Source organism: Pseudomonas sp. FH1, assembly GCF_000510895.2.
In the GTDB taxonomy this organism is placed as follows: Bacteria; Pseudomonadota; Gammaproteobacteria; order Pseudomonadales; family Pseudomonadaceae; genus Aquipseudomonas; species Aquipseudomonas azotoformans_A.
This window is the reverse complement of the sequence record NZ_AOHM01000133.1, coordinates 171,594-189,849: the sequence shown is the minus strand read 5'-3', so window position 1 is coordinate 189,849 and position 18,256 is coordinate 171,594. Positions and strand designations below refer to the sequence as shown.

At 60.1% G+C, this 18,256-nt stretch carries 24 protein-coding genes and 1 tRNA gene; 11 read left to right on the top strand and 14 right to left on the bottom strand.

Features of this window, described 5'->3' with window-relative positions; all coding sequences use genetic code 11:
• Positions 1–5 precede the first annotated feature (5 nt).
• Positions 6–335: a hypothetical protein gene (locus tag H096_RS30835; protein WP_033902984.1), complete on the top strand. Its 330-nt coding sequence runs from the start codon at positions 6–8 to the stop codon at positions 333–335.
• On the opposite strand, the gene H096_RS33765 is transcribed toward H096_RS30835, so the two are convergent.
• Positions 295–549, bottom strand: coding sequence for a hypothetical protein (locus H096_RS33765; RefSeq protein WP_191983032.1), 255 nt, complete (start codon positions 547–549; stop codon positions 295–297). The genes H096_RS30835 and H096_RS33765 overlap by 41 nt on opposite strands.
• A 214-nt stretch (positions 550–763) precedes the next feature.
• Between H096_RS33765 and H096_RS30830 the strand changes: the two genes are divergently transcribed.
• A tRNA-Leu gene (locus H096_RS30830) sits at positions 764–850 on the top strand.
• A 91-nt stretch (positions 851–941) separates the two neighbouring features.
• Here H096_RS30830 and H096_RS30825 read toward each other — a convergent pair.
• The gene (locus H096_RS30825) at positions 942–1,796 is read right to left on the bottom strand and encodes a LysR family transcriptional regulator (protein WP_033902983.1); all 855 of its coding nucleotides are present in this window, start codon (positions 1,794–1,796) and stop codon (positions 942–944) included.
• Positions 1,797–1,923: 127 nt separating this feature from the next.
• Here H096_RS30825 and H096_RS30820 point away from each other — a divergent pair, with 127 nt between their 5' ends.
• The 4 genes from H096_RS30820 (at position 1,924) to H096_RS30805 (ending at position 5,276) form a co-directional block, all read left to right on the top strand.
• The gene (locus H096_RS30820; RefSeq protein WP_033902981.1) at positions 1,924–2,397 is read left to right on the top strand and encodes a nuclear transport factor 2 family protein; all 474 of its coding nucleotides are present in this window, start codon (positions 1,924–1,926) and stop codon (positions 2,395–2,397) included.
• 84 nt (positions 2,398–2,481) lie between these two features.
• Positions 2,482–3,927 (top strand): MFS transporter, encoded by a 1,446-nt coding sequence (locus H096_RS30815; protein WP_033902979.1) that lies wholly within the window; start codon positions 2,482–2,484, stop codon positions 3,925–3,927.
• 160 nt (positions 3,928–4,087) lie between these two features.
• Positions 4,088–4,456: a hypothetical protein gene (locus H096_RS30810; RefSeq protein WP_061437024.1), complete on the top strand. Its 369-nt coding sequence runs from the start codon at positions 4,088–4,090 to the stop codon at positions 4,454–4,456.
• Between the two features lie 172 nt (positions 4,457–4,628).
• Positions 4,629–5,276 (top strand): DsbA family oxidoreductase, encoded by a 648-nt coding sequence (locus H096_RS30805; protein WP_033902977.1) that lies wholly within the window; start codon positions 4,629–4,631, stop codon positions 5,274–5,276.
• Here H096_RS30805 and H096_RS30800 read toward each other — a convergent pair whose 3' ends face one another.
• Entirely contained in the window at positions 5,277–5,558 is a 282-nt protein-coding gene (locus H096_RS30800) for a hypothetical protein (protein WP_028616250.1), read from the bottom strand.
• A gap of 195 nt (positions 5,559–5,753) precedes the next feature.
• Between H096_RS30800 and H096_RS30795 the strand changes: the two genes are divergently transcribed.
• Entirely contained in the window at positions 5,754–6,227 is a 474-nt protein-coding gene (locus H096_RS30795; protein WP_033902975.1) for a GFA family protein, read from the top strand.
• On the opposite strand, the gene H096_RS30790 is transcribed toward H096_RS30795, so the two are convergent.
• Entirely contained in the window at positions 6,199–6,726 is a 528-nt protein-coding gene (locus tag H096_RS30790) for a DinB family protein (protein ID WP_033902974.1), read from the bottom strand. The two genes, H096_RS30795 and H096_RS30790, sit on opposite strands and share 29 nt — an antisense overlap.
• Before the next feature lie 125 nt (positions 6,727–6,851).
• On the opposite strand from H096_RS30790, the gene H096_RS30785 reads away from it, so the two are divergent.
• Positions 6,852–7,541 carry a tellurite resistance TerB family protein gene (locus tag H096_RS30785; RefSeq protein WP_033902972.1) on the top strand — a complete coding sequence of 230 codons (690 nt, stop codon included), beginning with the start codon at positions 6,852–6,854 and terminating at the stop codon, positions 7,539–7,541.
• On the opposite strand, the gene H096_RS30780 is transcribed toward H096_RS30785, so the two are convergent.
• The 10 genes from H096_RS30780 to H096_RS30735 form a co-directional block, all read right to left on the bottom strand.
• Positions 7,538–8,359 (bottom strand): hypothetical protein, encoded by an 822-nt coding sequence (locus H096_RS30780; RefSeq protein ID WP_033902970.1) that lies wholly within the window; start codon positions 8,357–8,359, stop codon positions 7,538–7,540. The two genes, H096_RS30785 and H096_RS30780, sit on opposite strands and share 4 nt — an antisense overlap.
• Positions 8,360–8,377: 18 nt before the next feature.
• Positions 8,378–8,725 carry a DUF2493 domain-containing protein gene (locus tag H096_RS30775; RefSeq protein WP_025999705.1) on the bottom strand — a complete coding sequence of 116 codons (348 nt, stop codon included), beginning with the start codon at positions 8,723–8,725 and terminating at the stop codon, positions 8,378–8,380.
• A 65-nt stretch (positions 8,726–8,790) separates the two neighbouring features.
• Positions 8,791–11,505: a magnesium-translocating P-type ATPase gene (mgtA, locus tag H096_RS30770; protein WP_033902969.1), complete on the bottom strand. Its 2,715-nt coding sequence runs from the start codon at positions 11,503–11,505 to the stop codon at positions 8,791–8,793.
• A 235-nt stretch (positions 11,506–11,740) separates the two neighbouring features.
• Complete coding sequence (locus tag H096_RS30765; protein ID WP_033902968.1) at positions 11,741–12,034, bottom strand: hypothetical protein; 294 nt, start codon at positions 12,032–12,034, stop codon at positions 11,741–11,743.
• Between the two features lie 318 nt (positions 12,035–12,352).
• Positions 12,353–12,964: a LysE family transporter gene (locus H096_RS30760; protein WP_033902967.1), complete on the bottom strand. Its 612-nt coding sequence runs from the start codon at positions 12,962–12,964 to the stop codon at positions 12,353–12,355.
• A gap of 74 nt (positions 12,965–13,038) precedes the next feature.
• Positions 13,039–13,830, bottom strand: coding sequence for an AraC family transcriptional regulator (locus H096_RS30755; protein ID WP_033902966.1), 792 nt, complete (start codon positions 13,828–13,830; stop codon positions 13,039–13,041).
• 50 nt (positions 13,831–13,880) lie between these two features.
• The gene (gene arsH, locus H096_RS30750; protein WP_033902965.1) at positions 13,881–14,567 is read right to left on the bottom strand and encodes an arsenical resistance protein ArsH; all 687 of its coding nucleotides are present in this window, start codon (positions 14,565–14,567) and stop codon (positions 13,881–13,883) included.
• Between the two features lie 11 nt (positions 14,568–14,578).
• Positions 14,579–15,049: an arsenate reductase ArsC gene (locus H096_RS30745; RefSeq protein WP_033902963.1), complete on the bottom strand. Its 471-nt coding sequence runs from the start codon at positions 15,047–15,049 to the stop codon at positions 14,579–14,581.
• A gap of 2 nt (positions 15,050–15,051) precedes the next feature.
• Positions 15,052–16,335: an arsenic transporter gene (locus H096_RS30740; protein ID WP_033902962.1), complete on the bottom strand. Its 1,284-nt coding sequence runs from the start codon at positions 16,333–16,335 to the stop codon at positions 15,052–15,054.
• Positions 16,336–16,354: 19 nt separating this feature from the next.
• Complete coding sequence (locus tag H096_RS30735) at positions 16,355–16,711, bottom strand: metalloregulator ArsR/SmtB family transcription factor (RefSeq protein WP_033902961.1); 357 nt, start codon at positions 16,709–16,711, stop codon at positions 16,355–16,357.
• Between the two features lie 177 nt (positions 16,712–16,888).
• On the opposite strand from H096_RS30735, the gene H096_RS30730 reads away from it, so the two are divergent.
• From H096_RS30730 to H096_RS30720, 3 genes are all read left to right on the top strand, one after another.
• Positions 16,889–17,104, top strand: a complete 216-nt coding sequence (locus H096_RS30730) for a hypothetical protein (RefSeq protein WP_005788169.1) — start codon at positions 16,889–16,891, stop codon at positions 17,102–17,104.
• Between the two features lie 71 nt (positions 17,105–17,175).
• Complete coding sequence (locus tag H096_RS30725; RefSeq protein WP_033902960.1) at positions 17,176–17,871, top strand: AzlC family ABC transporter permease; 696 nt, start codon at positions 17,176–17,178, stop codon at positions 17,869–17,871.
• On the top strand, positions 17,868–18,179 hold the full coding sequence (locus tag H096_RS30720; RefSeq protein WP_033902959.1) for an AzlD domain-containing protein: 312 nt from the start codon (positions 17,868–17,870) through the stop codon (positions 18,177–18,179). Before H096_RS30725 ends, H096_RS30720 begins: the two co-directional genes overlap by 4 nt.
• Positions 18,180–18,256 lie beyond the last annotated feature (77 nt).

Here is an 18,256-nt window from a genome sequence, read left to right as displayed (position 1 = left end):
GTGCAATGACCCGCTATTTCAAACATCCAGAGAGTGACCAGGTCGAAGAAGTCGATGCGTTCCAGGTATTGGCAGTCTTGTTTCTCGGCCCGCTCTACCTGCTCTTCGCAGGCCTTTGGCGCCACCTGCTGATCTGGGCTATGGCATTAGGGCTGGGTTTTCTCGCAGGCCCGCCCTGGGCGGCGATTCCCATTGCCGGGCTGCCCATCCTCTACTGTTTCCTGATCCGTAAAATCGTCGCCGCTGAGTATGTGAAGAAGGGCTTGGTCGAAGTGCCCGACCCGGCGCTGGCGCTCAAGAAACCAGCGCCAGCGGCAGAAACTGTCGCTGAGTAGTTACCGGGAGAGAGGTCTCATCGGCCGAACTTTTGGATAACTTGAACAGGTCGGGAATGGCAGAGGTCAAGACGGTGGCGCCTGAGACCAGTAAAAACGGCGCAACCGAAGTGATCATGAGCGCGGCTTGAAAGGGGTTGTTGTTTTCAGCGGCGGCGACTGGATTGCCGAACAATGCCAGTGCGGCGATTACCACTCTCTTCCATGAGTCCATTCTGCGGTGCATCCATTGCGTTGGGAGGACGCCACGATAACAGAGCAGGGGGCTCATCGCGTTGGATGAGTTTGCGGGTTTTCCTCCAGATGCTTGCCTAGCTCACTGATCTAGCAAGCTTTTTTGCTGGCTTCCTGAGGCAAGAAAGCAGCCCTTCGACCTTGCATCAAAGCGACTGGATCTATATATTCCCAACCCTGCAACACGCGCTACCGCCCGAATGGCGAAACTGGTAGACGCATGGGACTTAAAATCCCCCGCTCGTAAGGGCGTCCCGGTTCGATTCCGGGTTCGGGCACCATCATTTGGTTTCACGACATTCCAGGAAGTCGCTGAAACCCACAGAGAACCTGCCTTGTGCAGGTTTTTTTGTTTTCACGGGGAGTCCTTTCTCAGGCACTCCCAATCATCTCGTCTGCCAAGTCGGCGAGCGCGCGAAGACGGTCCATCTGTCGCATATCGTGGTGATAGCCCATCCAGATGTCCCGGCCCGGTGGCGCCTCGCCGGTGTCTACTCGTTTTAGCGCGGGCAATTGATCACCCAGTGCGCGGGGCAGCACGGCTACGCCTAGGCCGAGCCCACACATCTGCGCCTGAACCGTACGGCTGCTGCTGGTAAACACGGTTCTGGCTCGCGGATACGACGCCTGTAACCAGAGGACGTCGGGATAATGCGCCTGTGCAGTGTTCATGGTGATCAGTCCGAGGCCTTCACCATCCGTTTGCAGTGGGAATGACGCCTGGGCACTCATGTACAGCCCGTAGCTCAGCGTAACGAGCCGTCGTTGGACGATGTCGGGCTCGGTGAACGGGACGATCCTGAATGCGATATCCGCTTCTCTGCGCGTCAGATCGAACAAGCGATGCCCTGCAATCACCTCGGGCACGATCAAGGGATGGCGCCGGGCGAGTTCACCCAGGACGGGGCCTAGCACATAACTGGCGAACCAGTCCGCCGATGAGATCCGCAACTGGCCTTCAAGCTGGGCGCTTTCGCCCGCGATGCGTCGCTCGATTGCCAGCGCGTTACGTTCCATTTCCTCTGCCAGTTCGAAAATGCGTTCACCGCTGTCGGTCAATACCAACCCTGACGCCGTGCGGCGGAAAAACACCTCTCCACCGGCCTGCTCCAACACGTGCAGGCGTCGCCCCACGGTGGGATGGCTGACGCCCAACAGCTTGGCGGCGGCACCCAGCGAACCGCCGCGTGCGATGGACAGGAAGACGCGCAAGTCATTCCATTCCATGGTTTACCCCGTACAAAAGTGAACAGTGAAGATGCAGTAATGGCAGTCCCGCGGCAACCCCTGGGCTCGCACAATGGCGGGCAAGCCGTTTCAGGCTTGACTCCTGCACCCAAAGAAGGACACCCGCATGAACCTTGAAACCCTGGCCGCTCGACTGGAGGCCCTGGAAAGCCGTGCGGCCATCGAATCACTCATCTCTGCCTACGCCAACGCGTTTGATCGCTTGGACCCTGACTTGTTACGCACGATCTGGCATGCCGACGCTGTTCTGGACCTGCCAGGCTTCGGCGAAGGCGCTGGCCCGGAGGGTATTGTCGCGATGGCACACAACAGCTGGCGAAAGATGCCCCACATGCACCATTGGATGGCCAACCCGCTGATTCGTATCGAGGGTGATGTCGCCACGGCAACCGTCGCAGCTGACTGCTTGTTTCATGACATCGAAAAAGGTCCGGTGCAGGTCAGCGGCCTTTATCACGATTGCTTCGAACGACGCGAAGGCCAATGGCTGTTTACCAAGCGACGCTTTGAGCTGCACTTCCTGACGCCACTGGAAAACTGGAAGCCCATCGCGGGTTCGGAAACGTTCGGCGGTATTTGAGCCCGCAGCCGTTTGGGATGCGCGCCGTTGATTGGGCGGATGACGCAGAGCCCAGCCTCGATTGATTGTGTAGGGAGTATGTCCATGTTGCGCACTGCTATTTCCCAGCCTGACACACGCCGCTGGGCGATGTTTGCGGTTTTGCTGGTCGGCGCGTTCCTGCCGCCGCTGGATTTTTTTATCGTCAATGTCGCACTGCCGTCGATCCGCGACGCGTTGGGCGGCTCGGCCTCCGCCGAGCAGCTAGTCATTTCCTCGTATGCCGCGCTGTATGCAGTGACACTGATCACCGGAGGGCGGCTTGGGGACCTCTACGGCAGAGGCCGCGTGTTTCTTTGCGGCCTGGTGGGTTTTGCGGCCGCCTCGGTGCTGTGCGGTTTTGCCGGGTCGCCATGGGTGTTGGTCGCCGGACGCGCCTTGCAGGGCGTCACGGCCGCCGTCATGGCCCCGCAGGCGCTGGCGTCGGTGCAGGCGATTTTTCCCGAGTCGGAAAAGCCGCTCGCGCTCAGCTTATATGGTGCTGTCTTCGGCCTGGCCTCCGTGAACGGCCAGGCACTGGGCGGCATCTTGATTTCCCTCGATCCCATGGGTTTGGGCTGGCGGGCGATTTTCCTGGTCAACTTGCCGGTGGCGGCGCTGGTCTTGCTGTTTGGCATTCCCCTGCTGAAGGACGTGAAATTGCGTCATACCACGCAATTGGACCTCGGCGGCATGGCGTTGTCGGTTGCCTGCCTCGGCGCGCTCATCGTACCGTTGACCGTGGGCAGGGAAGCAGGCTGGCCGTGGTGGTCTTGGTTGTCGCTGCTTGCCGTACCGGTATTGGCGCGGTTGTTCTGGCGCTATGAAACTCACCTGAGCCGTTCCGGCGGCGTGCCGCTGATTGCGCCCGCCGCGTTGACCGCCCCCAGGTTGGGCCGCGCACTGCTGGTTGCATTGCTGTTTTACTCAATTGGCGTGTTCTTTCTGTTGTTTTCGGTATACCTGCAGCAGGCGTTGCACACCTCTGCGCTGAGCGCCGGCTTGGTGTTCCTGCCATTTGGCGCAGGGTTCCTGGTCGGCCCCCTGTTGACCCCGTTGGGGCGGCGCATACTCGGCGGCTATGTCAATCCGCTCGGCATGGCGCTGGAGTCCATCGGGTTGCTTGCGCTGGTCTGGCTCATCGCTGCGACACCCGTCGGTGCGCCACTGGCGCCGGTGGGGCTGGGAGCGACTCTGTTTGTGATTGGCCTGGGGCAAGGGCTGGCCCTGCCGACGTTGATGCGCATGGTCACCGGCAGCGTTGCGCCGGCCTATTCGGGCATGATTGCCGGCATCGCCAGTTCGACCCTGCAAGTCAGCACGGCCCTCAGCGTCGCCGTAATTGGCGGGGTGTTCTATACCGTTCTCGGTTCGCGCACCGATCCAGCCGCGATCACCCACGCCTTCATCGTTGCGAACCTGTGCATTGCCGTTTGCCTGGCCGCTGGTGCCGGCTTGGGCGTTACGCTCGCTTGGCGATCCGCCGCCTACACACCCCGCCATGTCAGGTAAATTCAACAAGTAGTTAGCTGTGACTTCAAGAATTCGTCGAGGCCTGTACGAAAAAGCACTCAAGAAATCAGGACGCTTCAGACGCTGACTTTGCTTCCAAATGACCTCTGCCGAGTTGTTAAATCTTAGGCTCCCAGATAGGTAGATGAGGGTACTGCTCATGAGTGAAGATCTGCTCAAATCATTCTCTAAAGAGGTCATGCAAAACGGGCCGGAGTCGACCCTGCCTTGTAACTTGAGCGACCAGTGGCTGGAGGTGTTATCCGCGCAGATGGAGGATTTTTTCGAAAATGATTCAGATGAGTGCCTGTCACTCCCCTTGATGGCCGTACTTCACATCCTGTTCGCGAAAAATGAAGGGGCGGCGATTTCGGAAACTCACGACAGGCTTTTTGATCATCTTTGCAACTATCGGATAGAGCTGGGGTTGGAAGAGATCAGGCGCAAAACCCATGTGAGTGTAGAGCCCGCCAATTTGGAAAGCATATTAACCAATCGCAGCGTGGCCTTTAAGCAATCGGCAAACTGATTACACTGAAGTACAAATGAAGTGCCTGCCCCTGTATTTATTCATCCGGTACAACCTCCTAGAGTTCTTCCCATTCGCCGCTCTGTCATCCCGGCAGGGCGCGAATTGGAGAATTACTGATGCCCTTGTTCAATACCATCGAATGGCGCAATAACCTGTTGGAGTCCCTATCGTGACTCGCCCTGTCAGCATCGACTTCGTGTCGGATGTGATGTGCCCTTGGTGTGCACTCGGCGCTTTAGCGCTGCAACAGGCCATCGCGAACCTGGCGGGCGAAGTTGCCGTGGAGCTGACCTTCAAACCCTTCGAGCTGAACCCGGACATGCCGCCTGAGGGCGAAAACGCTGTCGAACACATGATGCGTAAATATGGCCGCACCTTTGCCGAAGTCGCCGCGCGTAATGTCATGGTGATCGACCGCGGTAACGCCTTGGGCTTCACGTTCGACTTGGCGAAGCGTACGCACTTCTACAACTCCTTTGACGCCCACCGTCTGTTGTATTGGTCGGTGGCGCAGGGTCGCCAAGTTGCACTGAAGCACATTCTGTTCAAGGCGCATTTCAGTGATGGGGAGAATATCAGCAGCCACGACACCTTAGTGCGTCTTGCTGGTGAGGCGGGGCTCTCCACGGCACGCGCTCAAGGGGTGCTGGACAGTGGGGAGTTCGCCGTTGAAGTCCGTGAGCTTGAAGATTTTTACCGCAGGCGCGGGATCAACGCTGTCCCGGCCATGGTACTGAATGGGCGTCACCTGGTGGCTGGCTCACAGTCCGTCGAGGAATACGAACAAGCCATCAGGCAAGTAGCGGTTGCGCCGTGATTACACGAACGGCTGACCGCTGAACCCGCGTGGCAAACGCTGCAAACCAGGCAAGTCGGTAAGACGCTGCGTCCACGCGCTGCGCCAGTCAACGTGGGTCTGAGTCTTGGCTTTTCGATTGGCGCGGCGGGCGGCGTTGCGCTGGGTGCGGCGCGCCTCTTTATAGGCATCGGTATTGCGACAGGTACGGCATTTGACCCGGTTCAGCTCGGTGCTGGAGGGGAGGTTGGTGCCGTGGTGGCCACAGGCCAAGTGACCTGCAACCTTGAAGTGAATGACCATGTCAGCGTCTCCTTCTTGGGGGTACGCGCATCGGCAGACCCACAATGCGCGCGGGGAGGGCGGGGTGTAAAAACCTCGACACCTAGGGTTACGACCCCAACGATGAGACAGCGTTCGGTTTTGGCTACAGGCCTGTTCAAGCCTGGCACCTGAAGCTAACCTGCCAGGCCACCCATCAAGAATAAGGAAGCAATGATGAGCGTCGAGACCCTGCCATACGAGGGCAGTTGCCGTTGTGAGCGTGTGCGCTTCAGCGTGAGTGCCGCCCCGGTGATCACCATGGCTTGCCACTGCACCGGCTGCCAGAAGATGTCTTCCAGTGCGTTCTCACTGAGCGCATTGATTCCCGCCAGCGGTTTCACGGTCATCCAGGGTTGCCCTGTGATCGGCGGTATGCAGGGCGTGGATCGCCACTATTTCTGCCCCCATTGCATGAGCTGGTTGTTCACGCGGCCCCACGGCATCGATGAGTTCGTCAACGTGCGCGCCGCCTTGCTGGATAACGCCAGCGGTTACGTGCCTTTCATGGAGACCTGGACGCGCGAGAAGCTGCCTTGGGCCTCCACTCCGGCGGTGGAAAGCTTTGCGCAGCTGCCCGAGCCTCAGGAATTTGCGCGCTTGATGCAGGCCTACGCCGAGTTCAGTCGATCAGCGCCAGCAAGTCCGTAGTGCCCACATCCAAGCCTGCCTGGGTCAGCAAGGTCGTGGCCTGGCCCCGGTGGTGGGTTTGGTGATTGAAGAAGTGTACGAGCAGGCTGAAGAAGTCCTTATCGGCCGTGACGCCGCGCATGTTGCTGTAATGCAGGCGATGGTCCAGGTCGGTCTCCTGCACGGTGTGGCTCCAATCGACGATCAATTGATCCAGCCAGGTGCGATAGGTTGCCAGCTCGCGTATATCCGCGAAGGCCAGATGCTTGAGATCAGCAGGCGTAGCAACAGCCTGCATCGGAGCCAGTGCTGAAAAGCCTGCTGGATGCTGCGCAAAACGCTTGAGCCAGACGCTATCGCCCAGCACCAGGTGGTTCAGGGTGCCGAGGATCGAGCCGAAAAACGCCTGTCGGTCCATCGCCAGCTCCGCGTCCGTCAATGTCAGGGCCGCGTCATAGAGCTTGCGGTTCATCCACTGGTTGTAATTCGCCATCAGTGCGATGTGCTCAGTCCGGTTCACTTGGGTTTTCTCTCGAAGTCGCGATAGCGTCATGATAGGCCGGGACCGCCCGGCGGTCATGGTGTTCCGGCAAGGTCGGGCTATGGTTGATAGACGCCAACACTGCGCCCTCGGAGGGTGACACCATGAACACCAGCGATTTACTCGAACAACTCCTGCGCGCCGGGCAAGGCGGCAGTGCGTCATCCGGCGGACTGGGTGGACTGCTTGGTGGGTTACTGAAGGGCGCCGGCACAGGCAATGCATCAGCCGGTGGCGGTCTGGGTGGTTTATTGGGAGGGCTGGGTGGCATGTTGGGTGGCGCCACGGGCACTCGTCCCGCTCAAGGGCGTTCCGGCGGGATGAACTACGCTGCGTTGGCCTCACTCGGTATGGCGGCATTCCAGGCCTACCAAGCCTGGCAACGCCAGCAGGCCACTGCGCCGCAGCAAGCCTTCCAGACAGTAGACCAGCTCGACGGCCCCGCAGCCGAAGCCCACAGCCATGCGGTATTACGTGCCTTGATTGCCGCCGCGAAAGCCGATGGGCGCATTGATGAGCAAGAACAGGCGCTGATTTCCAGTGAGCTGGGCCGCCATACCGACGACCCGCAACTGCAACAGTGGCTCGACGCCGAAGTCGCCAAGCCCTTGGATGCCGCGGATTTCGCCGAGTTCGCCAGCGACCCGGCTGTGGCGGCCGAGGTGTACCTGGCCAGTGTGATGTTGGTGGACGATCAGCAGGACGCCGAGCGTAACTATCTGGATGACCTGGCGGGGCAGTTGCACATCGACCCGCAATTGCAACTGCACCTGGAACAACAAGCCAAGTCCTAGAATCGCAGCGTGGCACCGGTGGTGAGCCATTGCGCGCGCTCACCGATCAGGCTGCGCCCGACCACCAGGTCCACGTCGACAAACTCGCCGAAATGAAACCTCGGCCCGGCCTGCCATGCCTGGTCGCCGCCATCCTGGCCGTAACGTTCGGCGATCACGGTCAACGAATGGGCCAAGTGGTACTCAAGGCCGGTGCCCCAGGTCAGACGGTGTTTTTGGTCGCCATCGTTGTAGGCGTGGGACCAACCGGCATTCAGGTTCAACCGCAAGGGTTCCAGCGGTTGCCACGTCAACGGGATATTGAAGTCGGCGCCATCGAAGCCGTGCTGACGGTCGTGTGCAAAGTGCGCACCGGCCGACACGGCCATTTCCAGCCCCAGATCTTCCCGCGACCATACTTGCGCCTTGAGCTGTGGATTCACTTGGGTTTCGCCCTTGTCTGCGCTGGTGGCACGGGACAGGGCTGCGCCCCATTGCACCGAAGGCAACGCAGCAAAGGTGCAGGCGGGCGACAGCGTTTCAGTGTGGGTACTGCCATCGTGGCGGTTGGCGGTGTGCCAGGCGTCCACATTGCATTCGCCCGGCGCATTGATCGCGCCGTCATCGACCACGTACGAACCACCGGCCGCATTGGCCTTGGACAGCAAGGCAATCGCCAACAGGATGCCCAGGGTCAGCCCGATAAAGATCAGGTTACGTTGCAACGCGCGACGCTTGGCCGGTGGCAGCAACAACAGAGTATGACGCGCATCTCGGTAGTGACGCGCACGGTATTTGGCGAACCCGTCCTGGCGTGGTGGGGTGTGTTTTTTGTGCATGATGCACCTCGCATGAATTCAGCTTTCTACGGTCAGCACCGAAATGCCGCTGGCTTTGGCCTGGCAGACCAGCTCAGAGGTGTCGTCCCCGCCGGGCAGGGCGATGACCACGTCTGGGCGGCTGTCGGTCAGCATGAAATGGTTGCGCTGGCGTTCCGCCTGCTTGCCGTGGCGTTGCCAGTTGGGCGGGTAGCGCACCACGTCGATGCCCAATTCCCGCGCCCATTCCTCGACGTCGCTGCCGAGAAATTGGTTGCCGCCGTGGATCAATACCTGCACCGGGCGCAGGCGGTGGTAAGCGTCCAGCACTTGGCGGGACATTTTGGTGTCGGCGTAATGACGACCTGCACAGATCAAGACGCGCATAAGGTGATTCCTTGTGTTGCACGGTGGCGGCCGGGCGACCGCCACCGTTTAAACGGCGGGGGAGATCAGTACCACTGCTTGAAGCGGCGGATGTAGATCGTCTTCATCAGTTGGGCCACGCAGCAGTAGCTGAGCAGGGTGCCCACCAGCCATGGGAAGTACGCCAGCGGCAGCGGTTGCAGGCCGACCAGGGTGCCCAGTGGCGAGAACGGCACGTAGATCCCCAGCACGATCACCACACAGGTCATCATCAACACCGGCCACGCGGCGGTGCTCTGGAAGAACGGGATCTTACGGGTCCGTAGCATGTGCACAACCAGGGTTTGCGAGAGCAGCCCCTCGATGAACCAGCCGGACTGGAACAGGGTCTGCACTTCCACACTGTTGGCCGCGAACACGAACCACATCAGCGCAAAGGTGGTGATGTCGAAGATCGACGAGGTCGGCCCGATCCAGATCATGAACCGGCCGATGTTCTTCGCATCCCACTTACGCGGCTTGGCCAGGTACTCCTTGTCCATCTTGTCCCACGGCAAAGCCAGCTGGGAGATGTCGTACATCAGGTTCTGCAGCAACAGGTGAATCGACAGCATCGGCAGGAATGGGATGAATGCACTGGCCACCAGCACCGAGAACACGTTGCCGAAGTTGGAGCTGGCGGTCATGTTCAGGTACTTCATGATATTGCCGAAGGTTTCGCGGCCCTTGAGCACGCCTTCTTCCAGCACCATCAGGCTCTTTTCCAGCAGGATGATGTCGGCCGATTCCTTGGCGATATCGGTGGCCGTGTCGACCGAGATACCCACGTCGGCGTCGCGCAGTGCCGGTGCATCGTTGATCCCATCACCCAGGAAACCCACAGTGTGGCCGTTGGCTTGCAGCGCCTTGAGCGCGCGTGACTTCTGCAGCGGTGTCAGCTTGGCGAACACGGTGCGTTCTTCCACACGGCGCAGCAGCGTGGCGTCGTCCATGGCTTCGATTTCAGCCCCCAGCAGCGGCTGGCCTGGATCGAGACCGACCTGGCGGCAGATCTTGCTGGTGACCACGGCGTTGTCGCCGGTCAGTACCTTGATCGCCACGCCGATCTGTTGCAGTGCCGCAATCGCAGGGCCGGCAGTTTCCTTCGGTGGATCAAGGAAGGTCAGGAAGCCCTGGATCACCAGGTTGCGCTCATCGGCAGTGGTGTACTGCTGACGTGCCATGGATTTAGGAATGTGGCGGGTGGCGACCACCAGCACACGGAACCCGTCTTCGTTATAGTCGTTGGCAATCGCGAGCAGTTCTTCACGGCGACGATCATCCAGCGGCACGGCGGCGCCGGCCTCCATGACGTGAGTGGAAATGCTCAGCATCTCTTCCACAGCGCCTTTGCACACCAGCAGTTGGTCGTCGGCGGCATCCTTGACCACGATCGACAGGCGACGACGCACGAAGTCGAACGGCAATTCATCGATCTTGCTGTAGGCGAACGGCACCTTGAACTTCGGGTTCTGCTCCGAAAACTCCACCACCGCCTGGTCCATCAGGTTCTTCATGCCGCTCTGGTGATGGCTGTTGAGCCAGGCCAGGGACAGCACCGCATCATCACGTTGACCAAAGGCGTTGACGTGATGTTCGAGGATGATCTTGTCCTGGGTCAGGGTGCCGGTCTTGTCGGTGCACAGCACGTCCATCGAACCAAAGTTCTGGATTGCGTTGAGGCGCTTGACCACCACTTTGCGCTTGGCCATGGCGGTGGCGCCCTTGGCCAGGTTGGCGCTGACGATCATCGGCAGCATTTCCGGGGTGAGGCCGACGGCCACCGCCAGGGCAAACAGGAAGGCATCGCCCCAGTCGCCCTTGGAGAAGCCGTTGAGCAGGAACACGATCGGCACCATCACCAGCATGAAACGGATCAGCAACCAGCTGACGCTGTTTACCCCGCGGTCGAACGCGGTTTGCACCCGCGAACCGACAATTGCCTTGGCCAGGGAGCCAAAGTAGGTGCGCGGCCCGGTGGCGACTACCACCGCTTTTGCACGGCCACTGACCACGTTGGTGCCCATGAAGCAAATGTTCGGCAGGTCCAGCAGGTTGCCCTGGTCGGCCACCACCGGTCCGGCGGATTTCTGCGTGACATTACCCAGGGTGTCGTACTTTTCCACCGGCAAGGCTTCGCCGGTCAGCACGGCCTGGCTGATGAACAGGTCGCGGGATTCGATCAGGCGGATGTCCGCCGGGATCATGTCGCCGGCCGACAGCTGCACGATATCGCCGGCCACCAGTTCGCGCATCGGCACTTCGCGCAGGGTCGGTTGCGAACCTACCTGCTCACGGCGCAACACGGTGGCCGTGGTGCGAACCATGGCTTTCAGGGCTTCGGCAGATTTAGCCGAACGGTGTTCCTGCCAGAAGCGCAACAGGCTGCTGAGCAGCACCATGGTCATGATGATGATGACTTTGGTCGGGTCGGCGTCTTCGCCTTCCTGCATCGGCAGCCAGCAGTCGGTGAAGAAACTGATACCGGCCAGTGTCAGCAGCACGTAGATAAAGGGGTTATTCAGTGCCTGCAGGAACTGGACGATGGCGTGAGGCGGCTTGTCGTGGGCGACTTCGTTGTAGCCTTCGCGTTGCAGGCGAGCGGAGGCGTCCAGTTCGGTCAAGCCGTCCTGGGTGGCACGTACGTTCGCCAGGGTGGCCGACAGGCCGTTGTGGGCTTCGCGGGCGGCACGCATCGACAGTTTGGTGTCGGCGTCGGTGCCATTCTTTTTGTGCAGAGGCGGGTTTTTTACGGCGCTCATTGTCTGTACTCCTGTCGCCAATTTTCGACAAAACATACCCGGTACTTACCTGAAGACAGGCGAGCGAAAGCATGCCGAGTCGCTAACTTCGCGATCGGTTTAAATAAGGTGTTCACATAACTTCTATATCGCCCGCTTACAGCGCGTTAGTTAACTAGCGCGCAGCGGGCTACTACTGGACGTGTTCATAAAGAACTCCAGAATATGGATCAGGAAGTTGCTGTTTCCAGCCTGGTCAGGCGGCGCGAGCGCTCACATAAAGACCGAGCATCAAGCTGGCCTGTGCCAGGCTGGAAACCTTGGGTCTCTGCGGGTCTTGAGGGTCGGCGTGATCCCAGTGCTGCACCAGTTGGCCGCTTTCCGGGCAGATACGCCAATGCGCCAGCGGGTAGGCCGGGCGCACTTGAGGGGAGGGTGCAGCAAACGCTGAGCGGGTAGGGGAAAAGCCTACGGGCTCACGGCACAGCTTGGCGCGCAGGGCGGCCGCTAGTGTGCGTACATCAGGCAAAACAAAGGCTTGGAAGGTCATAACACACCTCGGGACCGGACAGGCGACCGGCGAGGCAGTTACGGTGGAGCATCGAGCTCTAGCGCAGCTTACCGGACCGGGGAGGCGAGTCCTGTCATATTCTGGGTTTGGCGCCCGATGCCCGCGTAAGCGGTGCTCGGACAGCGACTAGATACTGTGTCCATTGGCTTCTTTTGTGAGGTTTAAAAAAGGCCCCAGTTGCAGGCACGGGCAATCTACTCAGACGGTTACAAAATGTCAACGCATGATTAATTAAATTGTCCGGTGTTCAGAGTTCATTCAGATAATCGGCATTCGAAAGTTAGTGGGTATATAACTTTAGATACCCTGTGCGGCCAGAACGGCCAGATAGATCAATACCACGCCACAGGTGCCATAACTGATACGTTGCCACAACGGTGACGCGTTCTGGCGCAACATATTGACCAGCCCCGCGATCAGAAAGCACGACAACACCGACGCCAGCATGAACCCGGCAAAGAACATCAGCGTCTGCCCGTGGCTGGGCGTGGTGCCGACGATGCCCGACAACGCGCTGCCCAACGCGCCCCAGTAAACAATGTTTTTCGGGTTGGCCAGGGAGATCGCCGCCCCGGTGGCCAGTGCGTTTTGCCGAGTGCTGGCGGGTGCATCGTCTGACTCAGGTAGCTTCCAGGCGTCGATCAGGCTGCGAATGCCGAGCCAGGCCAGGTACACCGCACAGACCACCGTCAGCGGCACGCGCACGGCATCATGTTGGATCAGCAAAGCGATCCCGGTCAGGCCGATCACTGCCCACACCGCATCGCCCACCAGTGAGCCAAACTGCACCAGCAGGGCCGGTGTGAAGCCGTGCAGCAAGCCACGGCGCAAAGTCTCTGCCAACACCGCGCCGGGTGAGAGGCAGAACACAAAACCGAATACCACTGCGTAAAAGAAGATCGTCAACATGCCCACATTCCTTCAAGAGATGGCAGGCAGTGTGAGGATGAGCCGAGGCGGTGTCTTGGACCAGATTGCGCTGTTCAGCGTTTAACAGCGTTTTGATAAAGGCCCGGCGTGATGCCGTAGGCGGAGCGAAAGTGCCGATTGAGGTGGCTTTGATCGGCAAAGCCCAGCTGATGAGCGACCTCGGAAGCGGCCATGCCGTTGCGCAATAGGCCCTTGGCGCGGCGCGTGCGCAGTTGCATGGCCCACTCACGGGGCGTCAGCCCGGTTTCTTTCTGGAAGGCGCGCAGCAGGTGGAATTTGGAGAGGCCCACTTCAGCGCCAAGGTGGTCCAGCGTCAAGGGTTGATGCAGTTGCTCGGAAAGCAGTTCCTGGGCGCGACTGATCAGAGGCTTGCCGGTGCCGGTGCTGCCTGGCAGACGCACACCGCTGATATTCACCACTTCCCCCAACAGCAGCACCAACGCCTCTTCATTCAGTTCGCGAACCAGCGTGTCGTTACTCAACGCGCCCTTGATCGCCGTCGCCAGTCGCAGCGCAAGGTCGGGTTGGAAGCACAGTGAACGATCAAACTCCAAGTGCCCCAGCCCAACGTCCGCCGCTAATTGATCCGCCGTGGCGTACAGGCTCACAAAGTGCCAGGGCGCGCCGTCCGCCGCGCCGCCGCCCTGAATCTGGCCGGGGTTGTACAAGGTGATGGAGCCGGGCCCGGCGTTGAATTCCCGACGGTCGAGCCAGACTTTCTCTTCGCCCAGCAGGTTCACGCCGATCACGCATTCATCATGGCTATGGCGGGCAAAGGTCAGGCCGGTGCAGGCGGTGCTGCTGATTTCATAGTGGCCCAGCCAGGCGTGTCGCACGGCGCTCATCGATTCAACTCGGTCAGGAGACAGGCACGAGCATACGCTGGCAAGCGGGCTCAAATCGACCGTTGATTGACACGCTGCGAGAGTTCGTCGGCGCTTTCCTTGCGCTCCGAATAGCGGTCTACCAGGTCCGGGCGTTCGCGCAGCAGCAAGGTGAACTTCACCAGTTCCTCCATTACATCGACCACGCGGTCGTACAGGGTGGAAGGTTTCATGCGGTCCTGATCGTCGAACTCCATGAAGGCCTTGGGCACCGAGGATTGATTGGGGATGGTGAACATGCGCATCCAGCGCCCCAGCACGCGCAACTGATTAACCGTATTGAAGGACTGGGAGCCGCCGGACACCTGCATCACCGCCAGGGTTTTACCTTGGGTCGGGCGCACCGCGCCAAGGGCCAGCGGCACCCAGTCGAGCTGTGCCTTGAACACCGCTGACATTGAACCGTGGCGCTCGGGCGAGCACCACACCTGGCCTTCAGACCACTGCATCAGTTCCAGCAGTTCTTGTACCTTGGGGTGATCGCTGGGGGCGTCATCCGGCAGTGGTAAACCGCTGGGGTTGAAGATGCGCGTTTGCGCGCCGAAGTGCTGCAACAGGCGCGCGGCTTCTTCCACCAGCAGGCGGCTGAACGAGCGCTCTCGGGTCGATCCGTAGAGCAGCAGGATACGCGGTGGTTGGGACGATCCGTGCGCGTTTGACGGGAACAGCGACAGGTCCAGGTTGGGCAGGGTGGTCATGGGGCCTCCGATTACAGCTCGGCAATTCGAGCGAGTTCTGCCTTGAGTTCAGTTGGGCTGAGTTCGGCAAACGGCAGGATAAAAAACGCCCGGCAGCGAGTGGCAATGGTCTTCAGCGTGGCGTCGAATGCCGCCTGCACTCTCGCATCGTCGCCCTGTACATCCGATGGGTCTTCCAACCCCCAGTGCGCTTTTACCGCTGGCCCGAAATACACCGGGCACGCTTCGCCGGCGGCCTTGTCGCATACGGTAATCACCACGTCCGGCGGGCTGTCTTCGAACGCGTCGTTGCCCTTGCTGTACAAGCCGTCGGTGCTGATGCCGGCGGCCTGCAAGGTGCTCAGGCTGCGCGGCAGGACCTGGCCCTTGGGAAAGCTGCCGGAGCTGATCGCCTCGAAACCTTCCGGCGCCAGGTGATTGAACATCGCTTCGGACAAGATGCTGCGGCAGCTGTTGGCGGTACACATGAACAGGACTTTCATCGTTAGATACTCAGTCGCAAGGCAAGGGCGGCGAGGGTGATCAACAGCACCGGCAAGGTCAGCACAATGCCGACCTTGAAGTAGTAGCCCCAGGTGATGGTGATGCCTTTGCGCGCCAGGATGTGCAGCCACAGCAAGGTAGCGAGGCTGCCGATAGGGGTGATTTTCGGGCCCAGGTCGCTGCCGATCACGTTGGCGTAGATCATCGCGTCCTTGACCACGCCCACGGCATGGCTGGACTCGATGGACAGCGCGCCGATCAACACGGTCGGCAGGTTGTTCATCGCCGATGACAGCAGTGCCGTCAGCACGCCGGTGCCCATGGCCGCGCCCCACACGCCGTAAGTGGCGAAAGTGTCGAGCCAGGTGGCCAGGTAGGTGGTGAGGCCGGCGTTACGCAAGCCGTAGACCACCAGGTACATGCCGAGGGAAAAGATCACGATCTGCCACGGTGCTTCTTTGAGCACTTTACGCGTGGAGATCTTGTGGCCCTTGGCGGCGATCACCAGCAGGAGCACGGCGCACACGGCGGAAATCGCGCTGATCGGGATACCCAGTGGTTCCAGGGCAAAGCAGCCCACTAGCAGGATGCCGAGCACCCACCAGCCGGCGCGGAACGTCGCGCGGTCGTGGATGGCACTGGCAGGGTCTGCGAGGTCGGCCGGGTCGTAGGTCTGCGGAATATCACGACGAAAGAACCACAGCAGCACCGCCAGTGTGGCCGCAACGCTGACGAAGTTCACTGGGACCATCACGGCGGCGTATTCGTTGAAGCCGATCTTGAAGTAATCCGCCGAGACGATATTCACCAGGTTCGACACCACCAGCGGCAGGCTCGCCGTGTCGGCGATAAAACCTGCGCCCATGACGAACGCCAGGGTGGCCGCCGGAGAAAAGCGCAGCGCCAGCAGCATCGACATTACGATGGGCGTGAGGATCAGTGCCGCGCCGTCGTTGGCGAACAGCGCCGAGACCAAGGCGCCGAGCAGCACCATATAGGCAAACAAGCGTCGGCCACGTCCACGTCCCCAGCGTGCGACGTGGAGTGCGGTCCAGGCGAAGAAGCCGGCTTCGTCAAGCAACAGGCTGATGATGATCAGCGCGACAAAGGTCCCCGTAGCATTCCAGATGATGTGCCACACCACCGGAATGTCAGCCAGGCTGATCACGCCGCAGGCCAGGGCCAGGATCGCGCCCATCGTGGCGCTCCAGCCAACGCCCAGACCCTTGGGTTGCCAGATGACCAGGACGATGGTGAAGATAAAAATGGCAATTGCGACAAGCATGAATAAAGGCTCCGATGGCTCAGCAGCAAGTGCTGGCCCGTTGTGGTCTGTCGCCCATTGCATCCAGACGCTGTGCGTCGCTGTGCAACCATGGCTGGTTGGCTTGCAAGGTGGTGTGCAGCACCTGCGTCACCCACTCGGGCAACGCGGGGTTGATGCGGTAGTAGATCCACTGACCCTGACGACGGTCCTGCAGCAACCCGCAACTGCGCAGTTGCGCCAGGTGCCGGGAGATTTTCGGCTGGCTGTCGTCCAAGGCATGGATCAGTTCGCACACGCAAAGTTCGCCTTCACGCAGGATCAGTAATGTCAGGCGGGCACGGGTGGCATCGGCCAGGCATTTGAAGAGGGTGGGCGGGGAGAGGGAGTCCGACATGGCCAAGGCCTTTATATATATGGTTATCCGAATATACGTATTTCCATATGTATCAGTCAAACCCTGTTTCAATTGATATGGATCAAATGCCTTGAAATCCGCCACAAGTGTTTGAAATTAAAATGAAACACGAATGTCCTAAAGTGCCTGCCCATTGCTGATGAAGGAAGACCCCGCGTGACCCGTGCCACTCGCAACCTGCGCAAGACCCTCGATTCCGTCGCGGAAAATAACGAAACCGCTGCGTTCGACCTGATGCGCGCCGTCGAAAAACTCGGCGATGAAGTGCTGCGCCAGCGTCTGCTCAATACCATTCACAGGCTCAACCAGGATGCCTATGAGTTGCGCGAAGCGCGTGATTCGGTGGAGCAGGTGTCGGTCAGGCTCGCCTGAGCAAGATCGTTCAAGACAAGCTCGTTGTTGCGCTGGCATGCTTGTCGACTGTCTGTCGATGAGCCGTTTCCATGCCTACTGCCTTACCTCATTACGCCTTCGCTCGTGGCGCCATTGCCGTTATTCCCTTGTCCCTGGCCTGCGCGCCTTGGGGCCTGCTGGCCGGTTCCATGGCCATCGATGCGCAATTCAGCCCGTTGGAAGCCCAGGGCTTATCCGCCATCGTGTTTGCCGGTGCCGCGCAACTGGTTGCCATTGGGATGGTCAAGAGTGGCGCCAGCCTGATTTCCATCGTGCTGACCACCTTGCTGCTGACCTCCCAGCATCTGCTGTATGGCATGCACCTGCGGCCAATCCTTTCTCCCCTCAAGACCCGCTGGCGTGTCAGCCTGGGCTTTCTGTTGACCGACGAATTCTTCGCACTGGTCAACCACTACGACCGCGAGACCTTTAACCGTTGGTATGCGCTAGGCGTCGGGCTGACGTTCTACATCGCCTGGAACCTGTTCACCCTGGCGGGCATTGTGCTCGGCAAAAGCATTCCCGGCCTTGATCAACTGGGGCTGGAGTTTTCCATTGCCGCCACCTTCATCGCGTTGATCACGCCGGTGGTGCGGGATATTCCCACGGTGGTCTGCGTGGCGGTCTCACTGCTGTTTTCGGTGTGGTTGAGCTTCCTGCACTGGGAATCGGCGGTGGTGGTGTCCGGCCTGTTGGGCATGAGCGCGGGTTACGCCTGCAAGCGATTGGGAGTAGGGCAGCCATGATCTTCCTGATGATTGTGATAATGGGCCTGGCGGTCTTTCTCAACCGTTACCTGTTTATCGAGCCGCGCCTGCCGGTGCGCCTCAACCGTGGCGCGCGGGAGTTTCTTGGGTTTGCCGTGCCCGGCATGCTCACGGCGATTTGCGGGCCGATCATTTTCCTGGCGGACCATCATCTGAATCTCAGTCCGGCCAACCCCTACCTGTTGGCGGGTATCAGCGCAGTGGGGTTGATGTTCTGGACGCGAAATGTGCTGGTCACGGTGTTGCTGAGCATGGCGTTGTTCTATCTGTTCCGCTGGTTGCTCTAAAACCCAGGCGAAAAAAAGCCCGCGGGAGAGCGGGCCGAAGGGAGACTTCTAAAAATGAGCGTCGCCACTATAGGCGG